The organism is Methanosarcina sp. A14 (assembly GCF_001729375.1).
GTDB lineage: Archaea > Halobacteriota > Methanosarcinia > Methanosarcinales > Methanosarcinaceae > Methanosarcina > Methanosarcina barkeri.
On the sequence record NZ_LZPK01000010.1, the window covers coordinates 1 to 15,312 of the forward strand.

The following is a 15,312-nucleotide window of genomic DNA, read 5'->3' on the forward strand; positions in this document are numbered from 1 at the left end:
TTATTTACTGCTTTTTACTTTTATTTACTGTTTTTTACTTTTATTTACTGCTTTTTACTCTTATATACTGCTTTTTACTCTTATTTTTTGCTTTCTGTTTTTGTTTTCATTTCATAAGCGTTACGGATCATTCATTATTTTTTTTGTTTAAGCATCAACAATATAACCCTTAACAAAAAGTTTTTCATTGATATGAAAAACATTTTTATATAGTTGCACAGATTTAATAGATATAAAACAAGCTATAAAAATAAATCCTATTACTTTCAGCTTTTATTATTAAGTTTAAGATAAATTAGATGAATTTACCTTAATAAATGAAAAGAAGACAGTTTTTACAAAAAATCATGAAAAATCCAGCCCGAAATTTCGATTACCTGCTATTTAGAAAATTGAAATAAAGAAAAGGAGAATTTTGATGAAACGCCTAAATTTGTTTCCGATACTTTTTACGCTTATACTGCTTCTTCTGGTTTCAAATCTCGCAGCAGCGCTGATTGATGCAGAGGCTGCCAAAATCCCTTATCAAGTAAACAACTCTGACCGAATAGTTATTGGTACAGTCAGCAAGATTGACACATATAGCAGCTACACAATTTATACCGTTAAAGTTAAAGAATGGCTCTATAATCCTATTCCTGCAGAGACCATAAAAATAAGAAGTAAAATAGGGACTAATCTAACTGTGGAAGATGAAGTCGAGTTTGCCCAGAACGAATCTGCCCTTTTGATGTTAAATGACGGAAATCTCGATGAGCTACTTTTTAGAGTACCTTTGGGAATAAAATATCCTGTTTCAGATAGGGATGCAGTAATCGAGGAGTTGAAAGCTCAGGGTAAATGGCAAGAAGAAAATCAAACCGAAAATAAGACAAGCGAAACCGGAATGAAAGAGAATACAGGAACAACAGGCGAGCAGGAAGAAAGTTCCAATCAAACCCAGAAATCAAACACTACTCCTTTCATGAGCCCTGTCTGCATGCTTGCAGTAATGCTTGGTGTAATCATATACGTAAGAAGGAAAAACTAACAATGACTCTTCGTTATTTTGTATGGGCTGAAAATAAAGAGCAGGAGAATTTTAATGAAACGCCTAAGTTTGTTTCTGATACTCTTTACATTTATACTGCTTATTTTAGCTCCAACCCTTGCAACAGCCTTATTTACTCCAGAAGCTGCCGAAATTCCGTACCAGATAAACAACTCTGACCGTATTGTTATTGGCACAGTAAGTGAGATTGATGTAGCTGACTATTACACTAACAACACAATTACAGTTAAAGAATGGCTCTACAATCCTCTACCAACAAAGACCATAATAGTAAGGACTAATATAGGGGCCAATGCCTCTACTGAAGACGAGGCAGAGTTTGCTAAGAACGAATCCGTACTCCTTATGTTAAAGGATCAAAGACCCGATAAGGGAGTTTTTTATATGTCTCTCGGCTTTTTGGGAAAACACCCGGCTACGGATAGAGATGCAGTAATCAAAGAGTTGAAAGCTCAGGGTAAATGGTCGGAAAACCAAATTGAGAACAAAACAGACGAGACCGAAATTATAGAGAATATTGAAACAGTAGGCGAGAAGAAGGAAAGTTCCAATCAGACACAGAAATCAAACCCCACTCCTTTCATGAGTCATGTCAGTGTGATTGCAGTAATGATTGGGGCAATCATATACATAAAAAGAAATCAATAAAAACTGCGTAAGGAAAGTTTCTGCAACCTTTATAAAAAGAGCGTGTCCAAAATCATTGACTTAATTTTAAGACACGCTCTTATTTAACCTGTATGAGTTTTTAAATTCAGTCCAAACGTACAACTCTTAAAAGAGACTTAATCGGGACATTAAAGATTGTATCTACACCTTTTTTGTCGACCAGTACTACTACAACTCTTGGTTTTGCATTCATATCTCTCAGTTGCTCAATCACTTCCATACTGGTTGAACCGGTGGTAATAACATCATCCACGATGACGCAGTTTTTACCGGCAACTGATCCGAAATTCCTGCTTATGGTCCCTTTGCGTCCTGTGCTAGCGGTCTCCTGCCCTTTGCGGTGATAAATAGCTAAATCTGCACCCAGTTCATATGCCATCATACTTGCCAGAGGAATACCATTGGCTGCAACGCCAACAACCACATCTACTTCAGTATTTGTTTTTCCCAGGGTCTCGAGTACAACATCGCAGAGTGCAAGCGAAATGTTATGAAGACGTTTAGCACTTTTCCCTATGTTGCTCCAGTTTACGGAAATATCTTTTGGAGCGGGAGCTGCTACTTCTTTTTTTGAACGGGTTAAAAGCCAGGTAACGGTTTCCCTTGAAACATTGAGTTCCTCGGCGATCTGACCGGTTACAAGCCCGTTGCTTTGCAGTTCCACAGCTTTCTGTATTAAATCGTCTATATCCTTCATGCCTCCATGCCCACCTGAAATTTTTATCCGGCTGTATTTCCGGGTTTCCAAATTAAGATAATATTATAATATCAATTATATCAATTTCTTATATCAATTTCTTCAGCTTAAGATTAACTCTTTTACAAAACACTACCTGTAAAAAGAGTGTACGAAAAACATTGAAAAATTGGTACATACATCTACCAGATGTATTAACCTTTATTTTTCTCCAGTACCATCTCAAGATAAGAAGTCCTGATAGAATCCTTTTCTCCGGCACCAAACTGTTTTAGTAATTCAAATAACTTTGCCCTTGAAGTTTCGAGCTCTTTTTCACTTTCAGCCACAATTTCGACTTCAAGAAATTCTCCAAGCCCTTCAACGGCATCGAGGCAAACAGTAATCTCTCCCGCCCTGAAAACGTCCCTTTTTTTACGGACTACTCCGGCTTCCGAAAACCCAAGGGCATGAAGTATTTGTGTTGTGGTGGCCTCGTCTACAGGAGTTTCGAATTCTTCCCGGGTCTTGGAGATCCCATCAAGTTTGGGGCCTTTATAAGTCATCACAGCCTGATCATTCAGGGAACGGATCCTGAGCGCTTCATCGGTTTTTGCAAAATCCCTATAAGGAGCTGCAAAATAAACGTCGGACTGGTTCTCAACTCCAAGTTTTACTGCCCCGATTTTTTTTAGGATCGGGAGGGCTTTTGAATGGTCTGCTCTGACCTTGACCTCGATTTCAATCATAATTTTCAGGCATCTCCAGTTAAATACGGTTAAAATTGGTAAACATTGTGACAAGGTATTTGTAGCTAGTATTTATGACTAGGCACTTTGTCTTCTAGACACTTTGCTTTGCTAAAAACTCACCTCAGTACTCTAAAAAAATGGAGTCCGGAAAATCCGGATCTTTCATGAATCTTCGGGGGCGAACTTGGTGCCGTAGTAGATCATACCACCTTCACCGTCTTCCCCAAGCTTGCGAAATACGGATCTCACCCTCATTCCAATGTGAATTTTATCAGGATCGCAAATTACCTGCGAAGTCAGGCGGGGACCTTCATCAAGCTGAATTATCGCAAGAGTGTAAGGAGTCTGGTCTTCAAAACCTTCCGCAGCTGTATGAATTATTGTATATGATATTATTTCGCCAGTGCCTTTAAACTTATAAGGCTCAATATGACCTATACGCCTACAGTTTACGCAAAAATTACGCGGGGGATAGTAATATTCCCCACATTCTTTACAGCGGGTACCTTCAAGGTTATACCTGCTGCCGAGACTTCTCCAGAATCGTGGAACAGAAGACATCGGATCTCACCTCTCCCTCGAGAAAATATGCACTACTGCTGTTGCTCCTGACCCTCCTACATTGTGGGTCATACCGTACTCTGCGCCTTCGACCTGACGCTTGCCTGCTTCTCCGCGCAGCTGGGTTACGATTTCTACAGCCTGTTTTATGCCGGTTGCCCCCACAGGATGCCCGCAGGCTTTGAGGCCGCCGGATGTATTAACAGGAATTCTGCCTCCGATTGCGGTTTCACCATTTGCTGTGACAATTCCGCCTTTTCCTTTTTCTGCAAATCCCAGGTCTTCAATTGCACAAATCTCAGCAATTGTGAAGCAGTCATGCACTTCTACAAGGTCGATGTCTTCAGGCTTCAGTTTTGCCATGGAATAGGCCCGCTTTGCAGCCACCACGGTTGCATCGAGGGTTGTTATATCTCGCCTGTCATGAAGCGCAATTGTATCACTTGCCTGAGCAGTTGCCCTGATATAAATTGGAGTATCTGTATACTTGTGCGCAATATCCGCTGGGGCAAGCACAAGAGCTGAAGCACCATCTGTTATTGGGGAACAGTCAAAAATGTGTAAAGGATCGGCTACCATTATAGAGTTCAACACATCATCCACAGTGATTCTGTTTTTATACTGAGCAATGGGATTTAAAGAGCCGTTTTTATGATTCTTTACGGCAACTTCGGCAAGCTGTTCGCTGGTAGTCCCATACCTGTGCATATGCAACCTTGCAATCATTGCATAGATCCCGGGAAAAGTTGCTCCTGCCATCCCTTCCCACTCCCGATCAGCCGCTGCTGCAAGAGCTGAAGACGCTTCCTCAGACCCCACATCAGTCATTTTTTCTGCTCCTGCTGCAATCACGATATCATTATAACCGGAAGCTACAGCCATGATGGCTTGTCGAAGGGCAAGCCCACCCGATGCACAGGCAGCTTCAACTCGAGTAGCCGGGACATGCAAGTTCTTAGAAAGTCCCGAATAGTCAGCTATAAGAGCCCCTATATGTTCCTGATCAATAAATCGGCCTCCACTCATGTTTCCTACGTAGAGAGAGTCGATTTCTTTTCCACCAATGCCTGCGTCTTCGAGTGCTCCAGCCCCGGCTTCTACCACTATATCCCTAAGGGACTTTCCCCAGAGTTCTCCGAACTTGGTATTCTTTACTCCGATAATTGCTACATCTCTCATATTCTTCACTCCGTTTTCATGACCGGCGGATCTTCCCTTTATGTTTGGCATATCTCGCATAGTCAATATATATAGGATCTTTAATCAGTTCGGAAACCGTCGGAGCCCTGTTTCGGATTTCCTCAATCCTATCTGTAACCGTTATACTAAAAGCATCAGACCCTGCACCTGACCCAAAGGCAGTCGCGAAAATCCTGTCTCCTGGTTTTGCCTGATCAAGGGTTGCAGCAATTCCCATAAGAGCGGAACCTGAATACGTGTTCCCGATTTTTGGAACTACAAGCCCTGGAGCAATCTGGGCCTTGGTGAAACCCAGGATTTTTGCAACTTTGGTTGGGAATTTTCCGTTTGGCTGATGGAAAACCGCATAATCGTAATCATCAGGCTTTGTTCCGAGTTTTTCCAGAAGCCCTTTTGCGCCGTTAGTCACATGCTTGAAGTAGCCTGGTTCTCCTGTAAAACGGCCTCCGTGCTCAGGGTAGGGCATTCCTTCCCTCCTCCAGAAGTCAGGGGTGTCAGTTGTAAAAGAATAAGTATCTTCAATGATTGCGGCAAGCTCGGATTCTTTTTTCCCAATAAGGCAGGCAACTCCTCCTGCAGCTGCAGTGTACTCGAGGGCATCACCTGGAGCCCCCTGGGAAACATCGGCTCCTATAGCCATGCCCAGGTCGATCATCCCTGAACTTACCAGTCCCATACAAGCCTGAACTGCGGCTGTCCCTGCCTTACATGCAAACTCGAAGTCTGCTGCAGTCATGTTTGGGGTTGCTCCTATAGCCTGGGAGACAATTGTGCTTGTTGGTTTTACAGCATAGGGATGACTCTCCGAGCCCGTATATACAGCCCCAATCCTCTCCGGATCAATCCCGCTTCTTGCCATCGCGTATCTTGCCGCTTCCACAGCTATAGTTGCTGCGTCTTCATCAATATCAGGCACGGATTTTTCATATACCATAAGGCCACTTTTAAGAGCATCTGCATTATCACCCCATACTCGGGCGATTTCTTCAACTTTGATACGGTATCGGGGGACATAAGCACCGTAAGATACGATTCCAATAGTCATTATTTCCACCTGTTTTTGAATGTTTCAGGGCATCAGAATTCAGGGTTTATTCCCTGGCATAGTATTGACTGTATTTTCTCAGTAACTGGACAATCTGGTCAAGATCCATCATAGTAGCGACCAGGGGGATGCGGTCGACTTCTGCCATTTTGATTGCAACAGGCTCGACTTCTTCTTTTCGAATCCCATGAAGTACCACGGCACCAGGCTTAAGGTTGGTAACCCGGATGGCCACCATTGGGGATTTTCCGGTGCTGACCTTCGTAAAGATCATGGCTCTGTCAGTACTCCAGCCATAGAGCTTCTGAAACTCATGGGAAGAAAGTTCAAGGATTGCTCTCTGGCTGTCAATGACAGAGAAACCATAAAGAGGCCTTTCAACCCCTTTGTAAACAATATCTCCTTCAATAAGATTGACCAGTTTAGCAAGCTGTATCGGGATCGTATACTCGTATGTTGAGTAAATGGATTTCGTACCGCTTTCGGCATTAAGTACAGATTCGTAAGCGTGAATTTTTTTGCTTCCCCGCTCCATATCAATTTCAAGTAAACACTCAACAATTTTTTTTATGATTAGTGTTCCTGGAGACTTTCGTCTCCCACTTTCATAATCACTGATAACGGAGGGGGAAACCTTAAGATAATTTGCAATGTCGGTCTGGGATATCTCAAAATTCAATCTCCATTTTTTGAGCGACTCTCCCGGCTTTTCCGAAAGGGTTATATCTCCAGCCATTTTTTCCGCCAGACGATTGCGCAGATTTTCTGAGGATTCATTAGATGTCATGACTCACGTACTCTAAGAGGAAACATTACCTTATATATCTAACGAATATGAATTCGGCAATTGTCGCAGGACTTCTGAATCAATGTACTGCAAATGCTCTTAAAAAAATTTATAACGCTTGTAAAAGAATTAGTATATGATGTCAACCGATTCGTCCAATCAGGAAATAAATGTCTCAGACCTTCTTCTATATATCAACTGCCCGAGGAGGGTATACTTTGTCAATCGAGGCTTTGAATTGTTTTCGGAAGTGACCGCCTCCAGGCTTGAAAGAATAATCCTGAAAGAACTCTCTTTGAATTACCCTGAAGTTGTAAAGGAGTGTTCGTTAAACGCCGATAACCTTCATGAAGAGCTTGAAATTTCCCTGGCAAAGGTATGTACAGACCTCCAACTCCTGTTTCCGCGAGAACTCGCAGGTGTTACAAAGGAGATTTTAGAGGAAGGAGAAGCGCGGGCAAGAGCTAAACTTCCCGAAATTGCAGCCAACTTGCGGGGAGCACTTGAAGAATTTGGGAAAGAGCCTATGCTTGCGGCACTCACGCCTGTTAAAACCGAGCCATTTCTGTCCTCAGAAAGACTCAACCTCAAAGGTGTTCCATCAAAACTCGTTTGCTTTGAAGGTGTGCAGGTTCCGTCAATATTAAAGCCCGGAAGCTGCCCTGAAAATGGAGTATGGTCTTCTGACCGGATACATGCCGCAGCTTTTGTCCTGCTTCTGGAAGCCGAAAATGGAAAAGAAGTTCCCTTTGCTTTTGTGGAGTATGTAAGTTTCGGCCTGCTCCGAAGGATGGCTGTTCGAAGCTCGGATAGGCGGGAAGTGCTCAAAATCTGCAGAGAAGTGAAAAAAATTAAAGATGGAATTATGCCTGAGAGAAAAGAAGAAAAATTCTGTAAGGAGTGCAATTTTTCAGAACACTGTATTTCAGAGTCTTCCCTTATGTCGAAATTTTTCTGAATTAAAAGTAGATGGAAAAAGATTACAACACAATGCATTGGCCATCAGTTAAGATATTTTTTGCCTGAAAGCTATCGATTTTGCATTAGAATCCGGCCTTAAATTTTGGCCTGTTTACATGAAATCGATGCTTTGCTCCACCTCACAATTTATTAAAATATTTAACAAATGCTATAGAAATGGAGAGAATTATCACGATTCCTCACTTAAACGAGACACACGCAAAACAATGGAAAAAGAATACAACGCAATGAAAAAAGCCGTATTGAACATGTTAAATGATAGTAAAAAAAGTTACACAACTTAAGAATATAATCCAATGACATCACCAGTTTGATTTTCAAGGGCTTAAATCCCAAGTTCTCAAAGCCGCAAATTACGATTTTTTTCAGATTTTTTATAGTTGCTACAGGCTGAATTAAATATATACATCATTAATTTATAACTATATATATTCTTTTTTTATATATAAAGGAATGTGAGTCGGGGCATATACTCAAATAAATAATTTATGACCAAATCATCAAACAATAAAAATATCAAAAAGTAATCCAGACTCAAAATCCGCTTGAAAATTGCATTGTTAGAGACTTTGGACACAAAAGTTATAAGGAGTTAAAAAAGAGGAAGTTATGGAGTTAAAAAGTACTTTCCAGGTAACCCAAACTCCATAAAACATGCCCTAAGAGGCACGATTAAGTTAGCTTTGCGCATTAAGCTTACCTGATTTTGCCTCCTAGGGTTAAAAGGGGGATAGAATATGAAACATGGTAAAAGAATATTGATAGGATCACTTGTTTTGACGATATTGCTTATTGGAGTAGTATTTGTAGCTTCGGCATCTGCCAACGATTCCCAGAAAACATTATCAGAAGATGAAATTTCGGGAACAACTGATTCTAACGATGCACAAATACCTGATATTGGCCCCCAAATTTTTGAGAGTTTGAAAAATGATCCTAATGTCTTAGCGACAAAAGGACAGATTCCAAACTATACCACTCAGGTAGATAAACAAAATTGGCTGAGTAAACTTGATAATAGTAGAGTTCTCTTGGATAAGGATACGAATATGAAATTATACTTGTATCCAAAAGGGCCTGTTATAGGCTACAGTTGGGATGTTAATGGTTATTTAGAGGTTAATTTTTATAAAGGTATGAATGTTACAGATTCTCAAATTAATGAAATCTATAATCTTATAAATAAAAGAGCAAATGAAGCATCTGTGCAAGAAGTTCCTGTCGTGTTCTATAAAAACGATTTTTTCAAGGATGAAGTTAGTGGTTACGACTCTTACTATCGTCCAATAAATGGTGCTATAAAAGTTACCGGTGAAACTGGTTCCTCTGGAACAATAGGGTATGCCGCGAAAACAAGTTCTGGAACTAAAGGATATGTAACTGTACAACACCTTGGAACTTACGTGGGTTATGATATGTATCAGCCGGTATCAGATGCGGCAGGATCTGTCAGCAAAATTAGTGGTCATCATGCAGATGCATGTTTCGTCCCTTATAGCAATGTGGCTGCAAAAATACATATTGGTGGTGGTTCAACTGCAAATGTTTATAATTACGTGAAAACAATTCCCAATAGTGGATGGGTAAACTGGAAAGTGTATATATCTGGTGCAGCTTCTGGAGTAAAAAGTGGATATATAAAGGGTGCTGGACTGACACTTACCGAAGGTGGAGGGCCATATTATAACATGGTAAAAACAAATTATAGTTCAACGAATGGAGATAGTGGAGCTCCAATCTACCGTATATTATCAGGTAACTATATAGTTTTAGGAATTCACAAAGGTACATTTAATGGTTATAAATGGTTCTCTCCAGTTTCTGGAATTAATTCTGATTTAGGTGTCCTTCCAATTAAAGCTTGAAAAGGCTATATCTAATATTTGTTTAATTTTTTTAGTGATGGAGGAACATTTCTAAATATACACACTTGAAGTAGAAAATCCGATCAAATAGGCTTATGATCAAACTTACCAACAAAACAGTTAGATGCCTATTAGTACGGATCATTCAATTTAATTTCGCAAGTTCTTCTTTTTAGAGTGATAAACATGAAAAAAATAAAATTTGTCCTCATATATTTAATGGAATTTCTTATGATTTTTTATTGTACTACAGGAACTGCTTTTGGAGTAAATTTAACTGATAATAAGTCAGTTCAGTCAGGTGATAACTTGAACACTGGAATCACTAATGTAAATTTTGATTACTATAAGTACTTCTTTGGTCTGGATTCATATGGGAATACTGTAATTACCAGATACGGCAAACTCCCTTTACTGGAAACTGAAGAACAAAAGGAAAGCTGGAATTCAACCCTTGAAGAACTCAGTAATAAAATAAAAGATCCTCTTGCCTCCAAATACATGTATCCTCAAGGAGAAGTAGTAACATGTGGAACTAATGAAAAAGGATACTTTGTAATTTTGTTCAAGTATGGTAATGTTGATGAGCCGTTAATGGATGAAATATACGTTCTAATAGATAATTCTGCAAAAGAAATGAAAATAAACGATATTCCGGTAGAATTCGGATACGGAACTTATAGGCAGGAAATTACATTAAATTCAGAACAAGGCATCTATTACTGGTTTGGAGAAAATATGGACAATCTTTCTGAATCAGACATACATATAATTCAAGAGATTATGAAGGAAAAACCAACCACGCCAGTACAAAAAATAGTTGCAGCATATGGAAAAATTCCTCTTCTAAAAGACCAGAATGAAATAATTACTTGGGCAGATAAGTTATCTGCAATTGCTGGTAGTACCCAGAACAAAATCAATCCATACATGGAAAGAGAACAGGTAATAGTATATGGAGGAGAGCTCACTAGATTAGAAGTAGGGATTAACGAAACTTTACCTTCAAAAGAAAAGAATACTATAATAAAAGAGATTTATCAGATTATTGACGAAGAAGCAAGAAGACAAAATATAACTGATGTTCCGGTTATTTTTGACGAAGGCGTATTTATTAATGAAGTCGCAACTGAAGATACAGAAGCCGAAGAAACTAACTTATCATTATCTGAAGAGGAAAAAACACGAGAACTCAATAATTCAAAGGACAATAATTCTGAGTCTGATAATGTTAGTAGCTCAAGTGGAAATGAATCGAGTAAAAAGAACTCCACTCCAGGCTTCGGATTATTGAGTGGTTTGGTCTGCCTTTGTGGAGGATGGAAGTTCGGTAAGAAGTAGATGCCAAAATGGAGTTTAATGTCGTTACTTATTTGGACTGAACTAGTATGAAAGACAAAGATGCCTAGGGAAAAAAGAAGAAAAATAAAATTATACAAACAACACCTATTGATAATGTTTCAATATTTACTTTTATGAATACCAATTTTTAGTGCAATACCTCCACCTTGAACCCTTTTTTCGAGCCTACTACAGCATTAAATAAGCCAGCTACAATATGCCCTATAAAGTATCCAGATACTCCATAAAATATAGGTAGGCTGAGTACAGCCCATTTCCCGAAAATTAAGGAAAAAATTCCGAATTTTTTTGGCATAGAAATTCCCATAAAAGCAGCGATTGTTGTAAAAAACCCAAAAACTAAACCCATTGTTCCATAAAGGATTGTAAGGATTTTTCCAAATCCGGCTGAATCAATTTCTTTTATGATTACCATGATATTCCCCCAATAACTCATATTTTTTGCAATTTATATAATTATGGTACTATTATTTTTGGAATAAACATTTGAAAGGACTATTTTCAAGTTTTTTTAAAAAATTTATAGACCCCTTGAAAAATGATTAGTTTTTTAAGGGATATTATATCTTATTTGCCCAATTAAATGTAGTGTCAGCCCTCCTCCCGTTAAGGTACATTTATTAAAAGATCTATTTGCTGTTTAAAGGATTTAAGTACTTTAATTGGTAAATTAAACGTTGATTTTTCCTTACTTTTAACATTGAATTTTGTATGGATGAAAATGACATCAGATGCCTTATTTATAAATAAACATAAATTGTAAAAGAATAAAGTATTTATCTCGCTCTCTTCTTGATTTAAAAGAGTATTATAGATTATTTATTTAAAAAATTGATTTTTAGAGTGTACCTTAATTGGGGAAACTCTAAATGCATACCTATTATCCAAAATAAGCATTTTATACCCTTAGTTTTAGTACTGATTTGGAAGGACCCTAAAAATTTACGAAAAGCCAAGACTTTGCAAAGGAATTTTTGGTCAAGCTTTTTTTTAAAAAGCTTGAGCCAAAGCCTTTTAAAGGTGAACCTCTCTCAATCTGCATGACATGTCCAGACCAGCATATCTTGGAAAAATGCTTCTGCACTGGTGTGAGGCCTGTAATGTGCCTGTGCTAGGGAAAAAGTGCGGATGCGGTAAAAGTACAAAAAAAGTTGAGGTAACCCCTCCAGGGGATATCCGTCCTGCTTTTGATTATGATATAAAACGCATAAACTCGGTTTCGGAAAAACAGTTCAATGAGCCACTTATACCTGAAGGGCACCTTGTAGTGCTAAATAAAGCTCCGTATGAAGACCGTATGGATGAGATTATAGTTGACGGAGAAGTGCTTGCGTCTCTCAGATTTGAAATAGAAAGCTGTGAATGGGTCCTGCTTCCAAGGCTCGAAGGAGCAAGAAGGCTTTTTCAGGGAAGGGATAGGAAAGCCCTGAAAAAATGGGTTGTTATCGATCAGGCAGTTGTACCTTTTATCCTGGAAAAAGGAGCAAGTGTTCTGGCGCCCGGGGTTCTTGATGCCGATCCTGAACTCAAAAAAGAAGATGAGGTAGTTGTACTGAACCCCGACGGGGAAGTAATCTGCTGTGGGCGGGCCCGAATGACAGGAAAGGAAATGCGTGAGGAAAACCACGGGCATGCAGTAAAACCGCGCTGGAGCAGAAACCCAGAGCCTCAAAAAACAAAACTCGGAGGGCAGACCTGGGAAGATGCCGTAAAAGCCAACGAAAAAATTCTGGACGGCATGATAGAAAGGTCCCACGCATTCATAAAAAATGTCGCAAGAAGCATGGATTTGAAAGTAAGCGTATCCTATTCCGGAGGAAAGGATAGCCTTGCTGTGCTCCAGCTAGTTAGTGAAAGTCTTGACGATTACGAGATTATGTTTGCAGATACCGGGCTTGAGTTTCCGGAAACCATTGAAAACGTCAAACAGGTTGTAGAACACTACGGGAAAAAACTCAGGACATCAAGTGCAAGAGACGCTTTTTGGAATTCAATAAGTGTTTTTGGCCCTCCTACAATGGATACTCGCTGGTGCTGCAAGATCTGCAAACTCGGGCCGATCACCCGGTTAATTGATGAGAACTACGAAGGTGGATGCCTTAGTTTCATAGGGCAACGCCAGTATGAATCCCATGCCCGTTCAATCAGCAAGAAAGTCTGGAAAAATCCCTGGGTGGGAAATCAGGTAGGAGCATCCCCTATACAGGAATGGACAGCTCTTCATGTTTGGCTTTACCTTTTCAGGACAAAAGCTCCCTATAATCCGGCTTATGAAAAAGGATATGACCGGATGGGATGCTGGCTCTGTCCATCTTCCTCTCTTGCAGATTTCTTCCAGCTTGAAGAAAGCCATCCCGACCTTGCAAAAAAGCTGAACTCCCGTCTCCTTGCCTATGCCGAGAAAATGGGGCTTTCTCTTGAGTGGGTAAAGTACGGTTTATGGCGCTACAAGCGATATCCTCGTGTTCTCCAGAAACTTGCTGAGAAAAAAGGAATTTCTCTTATTCCATCCCAGGAGGCTCCAACAGAGCTTCATTTTGAAGTAGCAACAGGGTACAGGCCCTGCAAAGCAGGAGGAATATCTGCGGATGGAAGCTTCGGGCAGGCAATTGATATAGAAACCCTGAAAGAAACCGGAATGCTTTCACCCATCGGAAAGGCTTCTTTCATAGAAGGAGCCGCATCGGTAGCTTTCAGAGAATCCAGGGCACAGGTTTTTGCCTCAGGGAATGTTAATGGGAGAAGTGAGAACGAAAAAGAGCTAAAAAAACTTATGAGAATTGTTGAGCTCTCAGTAAGAAGGGCTTTACTCTGCCAGGGATGCGGAGTTTGCGTGGGTCACTGTGAGCATAATGCGATTGAAATGAAAGAAAAGAAGGTAAGGATTAAAGAAAACTGCATTCATTGCGGAGCATGTATTGAAGTTTGTCCGCTTGTTAAATTTATTTAAACTCTTTCATAAACTCTTACATTTACACGAATTAGAACGGAGTACTTTGCAGAAAGAAAAAGTGAAAATCCAGATAGAGGTAAATGTAAAACTTCAAAAAAGCAAAATTAATAATCAAAAGGTAAGCATAATAATCAAAAGGTAAGCTTAATAATCAAAAGGTAAGCTTAATAATCAAAAAAAAGACAAACTCAATAATCAAAAAGGCTTTTCTGGCCTATCCTTTTTTGAAGTTCTCCTACCCTGATACCTACACGCCTGAACTCAGTTCGGCTTTCCGAAAGGAACTCATTAAGGATTTCGCGAGTCACCTCGAGAAGAGTTTCCTTTGAATAGGCCGGGTGGTTTAGTGTACGGCTTTTAGTGTACATCCTGAACTTTGAATTTATGACCGTAATAGTTACAGTTTTGAAGGAAAGCTCCCTTGAATCGAGTTTTGAAATTACATCCCCTGCCAGCCTGTCAAGTAGCTGAGAGATAAGATTAACGTCGAGGGTATCCTCAGGCAGAGTTGCGATCCTTCCTATCTGTTCAGAGCCTTCCCTTTCTTTCAGGGGAGAATTATCGATACCTGACGCAGCCTGTTTAAGCCAGACTCCTCGAGTTTTTCCGAAAGTTGAGATCAGGTCAATAACATCATGTTCAGCAAGATCTTTTATTGTGACTATGCCCATTTCCTGCAGTTTTCCTGCGGTTACATTCCCTATTCCCCAGAGTTTAGACACCTTGAGAGGCCAGAGAAATCTCTCGAGTTTATCCGGACTTATAACAGTAATCCCATCGGGTTTCTGGACAGAGGATGCCATTTTGGCAATAAGCTTATTTGGGCCTACCCCCACCGAACAGGTCAGCTTCTCTTTATCCTTTACTTCATTCTTAATCTGGTTTCCAATCTCAAAGGCAAGGTTAAAATCCCCACCTGTTTTTTCGGTAATTTCCAGGAAGGCTTCGTCTATGCTTATCTGTTCAAACGCTTCCCCTGTCTCCCTTGCATCCGCATAACTCCTGAGAATTTCCATAACCCGGTCCGAGACAGAAGTATAGAAATCCTTTCGTACAGGCAGGAAAACTGCTTCAGGGTTCAGTTTCTTTGCCTTTGAACATGGCATGCCTGCCTTGATCCCGGACTCTCGTGCGGTATAATTACAGGTACTTACAGCCCCACTGAGCTCGCTTCTTCCGGAAAGCATGCAGACAACGATGGCTTTTCCCTGAAGTTCAGAGTTTTCCCGCTCTTCAATCGCTGCATAAAAAGAGTCCATATCTACATGGAGAACGATACGCTGCATCAAAAAAAATAGGTTGGGAAGATTTGTATAGTTATCTCTCAAACTTTAGGAATATAAAAGTACAAACCATAACACATAAGAAAGATAGCTTCATTATTTGTAACACTATTTTTAAAAAAGTTAG

At 40.0% G+C, this 15,312-nt stretch carries 14 protein-coding genes; 6 read left to right on the top strand and 8 right to left on the bottom strand.

The genetic code is table 11. From position 1 onward, the window contains the following. Positions 1 to 418: 418 nt before the first annotated feature. Positions 419 to 1,030 (top strand): hypothetical protein, encoded by a 612-nt coding sequence (locus tag A9239_RS00525; RefSeq protein ID WP_048156332.1) that lies wholly within the window; start codon positions 419 to 421, stop codon positions 1,028 to 1,030. Between the two features lie 54 nt (positions 1,031 to 1,084). Further along, positions 1,085 to 1,699 (top strand): hypothetical protein, encoded by a 615-nt coding sequence (locus A9239_RS00530; RefSeq protein WP_048121989.1) that lies wholly within the window; start codon positions 1,085 to 1,087, stop codon positions 1,697 to 1,699. Between the two features lie 106 nt (positions 1,700 to 1,805). Here the strand turns inward: A9239_RS00530 and A9239_RS00535 are convergent, their stop codons facing one another. From A9239_RS00535 to A9239_RS00560, 6 genes are all read right to left on the bottom strand, one after another. Then, positions 1,806 to 2,417 (bottom strand): orotate phosphoribosyltransferase-like protein, encoded by a 612-nt coding sequence (locus A9239_RS00535; RefSeq protein WP_048123583.1) that lies wholly within the window; start codon positions 2,415 to 2,417, stop codon positions 1,806 to 1,808. 194 nt (positions 2,418 to 2,611) lie between these two features. Further along, positions 2,612 to 3,145, bottom strand: a complete 534-nt coding sequence (gene cyaB, locus A9239_RS00540; RefSeq protein WP_048121991.1) for a class IV adenylate cyclase — start codon at positions 3,143 to 3,145, stop codon at positions 2,612 to 2,614. A gap of 165 nt (positions 3,146 to 3,310) precedes the next feature. Then, positions 3,311 to 3,709 carry a Zn-ribbon domain-containing OB-fold protein gene (locus A9239_RS00545; RefSeq protein WP_048121992.1) on the bottom strand — a complete coding sequence of 133 codons (399 nt, stop codon included), beginning with the start codon at positions 3,707 to 3,709 and terminating at the stop codon, positions 3,311 to 3,313. 6 nt (positions 3,710 to 3,715) lie between these two features. After that, positions 3,716 to 4,888, bottom strand: coding sequence for a thiolase domain-containing protein (locus tag A9239_RS00550; RefSeq protein ID WP_048121994.1), 1,173 nt, complete (start codon positions 4,886 to 4,888; stop codon positions 3,716 to 3,718). A gap of 16 nt (positions 4,889 to 4,904) precedes the next feature. Beyond that, complete coding sequence (locus A9239_RS00555) at positions 4,905 to 5,954, bottom strand: hydroxymethylglutaryl-CoA synthase (protein ID WP_048121996.1); 1,050 nt, start codon at positions 5,952 to 5,954, stop codon at positions 4,905 to 4,907. 46 nt (positions 5,955 to 6,000) lie between these two features. Next, a complete protein-coding gene (locus tag A9239_RS00560; protein WP_048121998.1) occupies positions 6,001 to 6,741 on the bottom strand; it encodes a helix-turn-helix domain-containing protein in 741 nt (246 codons plus the stop codon). A 136-nt stretch (positions 6,742 to 6,877) separates the two neighbouring features. On the opposite strand from A9239_RS00560, the gene A9239_RS00565 reads away from it, so the two are divergent. From A9239_RS00565 to A9239_RS00575, 3 genes are all read left to right on the top strand, one after another. Then, on the top strand, positions 6,878 to 7,699 hold the full coding sequence (locus A9239_RS00565; RefSeq protein WP_048121999.1) for a Dna2/Cas4 domain-containing protein: 822 nt from the start codon (positions 6,878 to 6,880) through the stop codon (positions 7,697 to 7,699). Between the two features lie 760 nt (positions 7,700 to 8,459). Then, positions 8,460 to 9,587 (top strand): hypothetical protein, encoded by a 1,128-nt coding sequence (locus A9239_RS00570; RefSeq protein WP_048156336.1) that lies wholly within the window; start codon positions 8,460 to 8,462, stop codon positions 9,585 to 9,587. Between the two features lie 186 nt (positions 9,588 to 9,773). Next, positions 9,774 to 10,928: a hypothetical protein gene (locus tag A9239_RS00575; RefSeq protein ID WP_048122004.1), complete on the top strand. Its 1,155-nt coding sequence runs from the start codon at positions 9,774 to 9,776 to the stop codon at positions 10,926 to 10,928. A gap of 148 nt (positions 10,929 to 11,076) precedes the next feature. Here A9239_RS00575 and A9239_RS00580 read toward each other — a convergent pair whose 3' ends face one another. Next, on the bottom strand, positions 11,077 to 11,364 hold the full coding sequence (locus A9239_RS00580; protein WP_048122007.1) for a hypothetical protein: 288 nt from the start codon (positions 11,362 to 11,364) through the stop codon (positions 11,077 to 11,079). Positions 11,365 to 11,994: 630 nt separating this feature from the next. On the opposite strand from A9239_RS00580, the gene A9239_RS00585 reads away from it, so the two are divergent. After that, entirely contained in the window at positions 11,995 to 13,899 is a 1,905-nt protein-coding gene (locus tag A9239_RS00585) for a phosphoadenosine phosphosulfate reductase family protein (protein WP_048156341.1), read from the top strand. Positions 13,900 to 14,090: 191 nt separating this feature from the next. On the opposite strand, the gene dinB is transcribed toward A9239_RS00585, so the two are convergent. Beyond that, positions 14,091 to 15,188 carry a DNA polymerase IV gene (gene dinB / locus A9239_RS00590; protein WP_048122011.1) on the bottom strand — a complete coding sequence of 366 codons (1,098 nt, stop codon included), beginning with the start codon at positions 15,186 to 15,188 and terminating at the stop codon, positions 14,091 to 14,093. Positions 15,189 to 15,312: the final 124 nt, after the last annotated feature.

What these genes read in the sequence shown, in the direction of transcription:
- dinB (WP_048122011.1), bottom strand. Translation starts at nt 15,188, where the DNA reads ATGCAGCGTATCGTTCTCCATGTAGATATGGACTCTTTTTATGCAGCG.
- A9239_RS00560 (WP_048121998.1), bottom strand. Translation starts at nt 6,741, where the DNA reads ATGACATCTAATGAATCCTCAGAAAATCTGCGCAATCGTCTGGCGGAA.
- A9239_RS00585 (WP_048156341.1), top strand. Translation starts at nt 11,995, where the DNA reads ATGTCCAGACCAGCATATCTTGGAAAAATGCTTCTGCACTGGTGTGAG.
- A9239_RS00555 (WP_048121996.1), bottom strand. Translation starts at nt 5,954, where the DNA reads ATGACTATTGGAATCGTATCTTACGGTGCTTATGTCCCCCGATACCGT.
- cyaB (WP_048121991.1), bottom strand. Translation starts at nt 3,145, where the DNA reads ATGATTGAAATCGAGGTCAAGGTCAGAGCAGACCATTCAAAAGCCCTC.
- A9239_RS00525 (WP_048156332.1), top strand. Translation starts at nt 419, where the DNA reads ATGAAACGCCTAAATTTGTTTCCGATACTTTTTACGCTTATACTGCTT.
- A9239_RS00550 (WP_048121994.1), bottom strand. Translation starts at nt 4,888, where the DNA reads ATGAGAGATGTAGCAATTATCGGAGTAAAGAATACCAAGTTCGGAGAA.
- A9239_RS00565 (WP_048121999.1), top strand. Translation starts at nt 6,878, where the DNA reads ATGATGTCAACCGATTCGTCCAATCAGGAAATAAATGTCTCAGACCTT.
- A9239_RS00530 (WP_048121989.1), top strand. Translation starts at nt 1,085, where the DNA reads ATGAAACGCCTAAGTTTGTTTCTGATACTCTTTACATTTATACTGCTT.
- A9239_RS00535 (WP_048123583.1), bottom strand. Translation starts at nt 2,417, where the DNA reads ATGAAGGATATAGACGATTTAATACAGAAAGCTGTGGAACTGCAAAGC.
- A9239_RS00570 (WP_048156336.1), top strand. Translation starts at nt 8,460, where the DNA reads ATGAAACATGGTAAAAGAATATTGATAGGATCACTTGTTTTGACGATA.
- A9239_RS00580 (WP_048122007.1), bottom strand. Translation starts at nt 11,364, where the DNA reads ATGGTAATCATAAAAGAAATTGATTCAGCCGGATTTGGAAAAATCCTT.
- A9239_RS00575 (WP_048122004.1), top strand. Translation starts at nt 9,774, where the DNA reads ATGAAAAAAATAAAATTTGTCCTCATATATTTAATGGAATTTCTTATG.
- A9239_RS00545 (WP_048121992.1), bottom strand. Translation starts at nt 3,709, where the DNA reads ATGTCTTCTGTTCCACGATTCTGGAGAAGTCTCGGCAGCAGGTATAAC.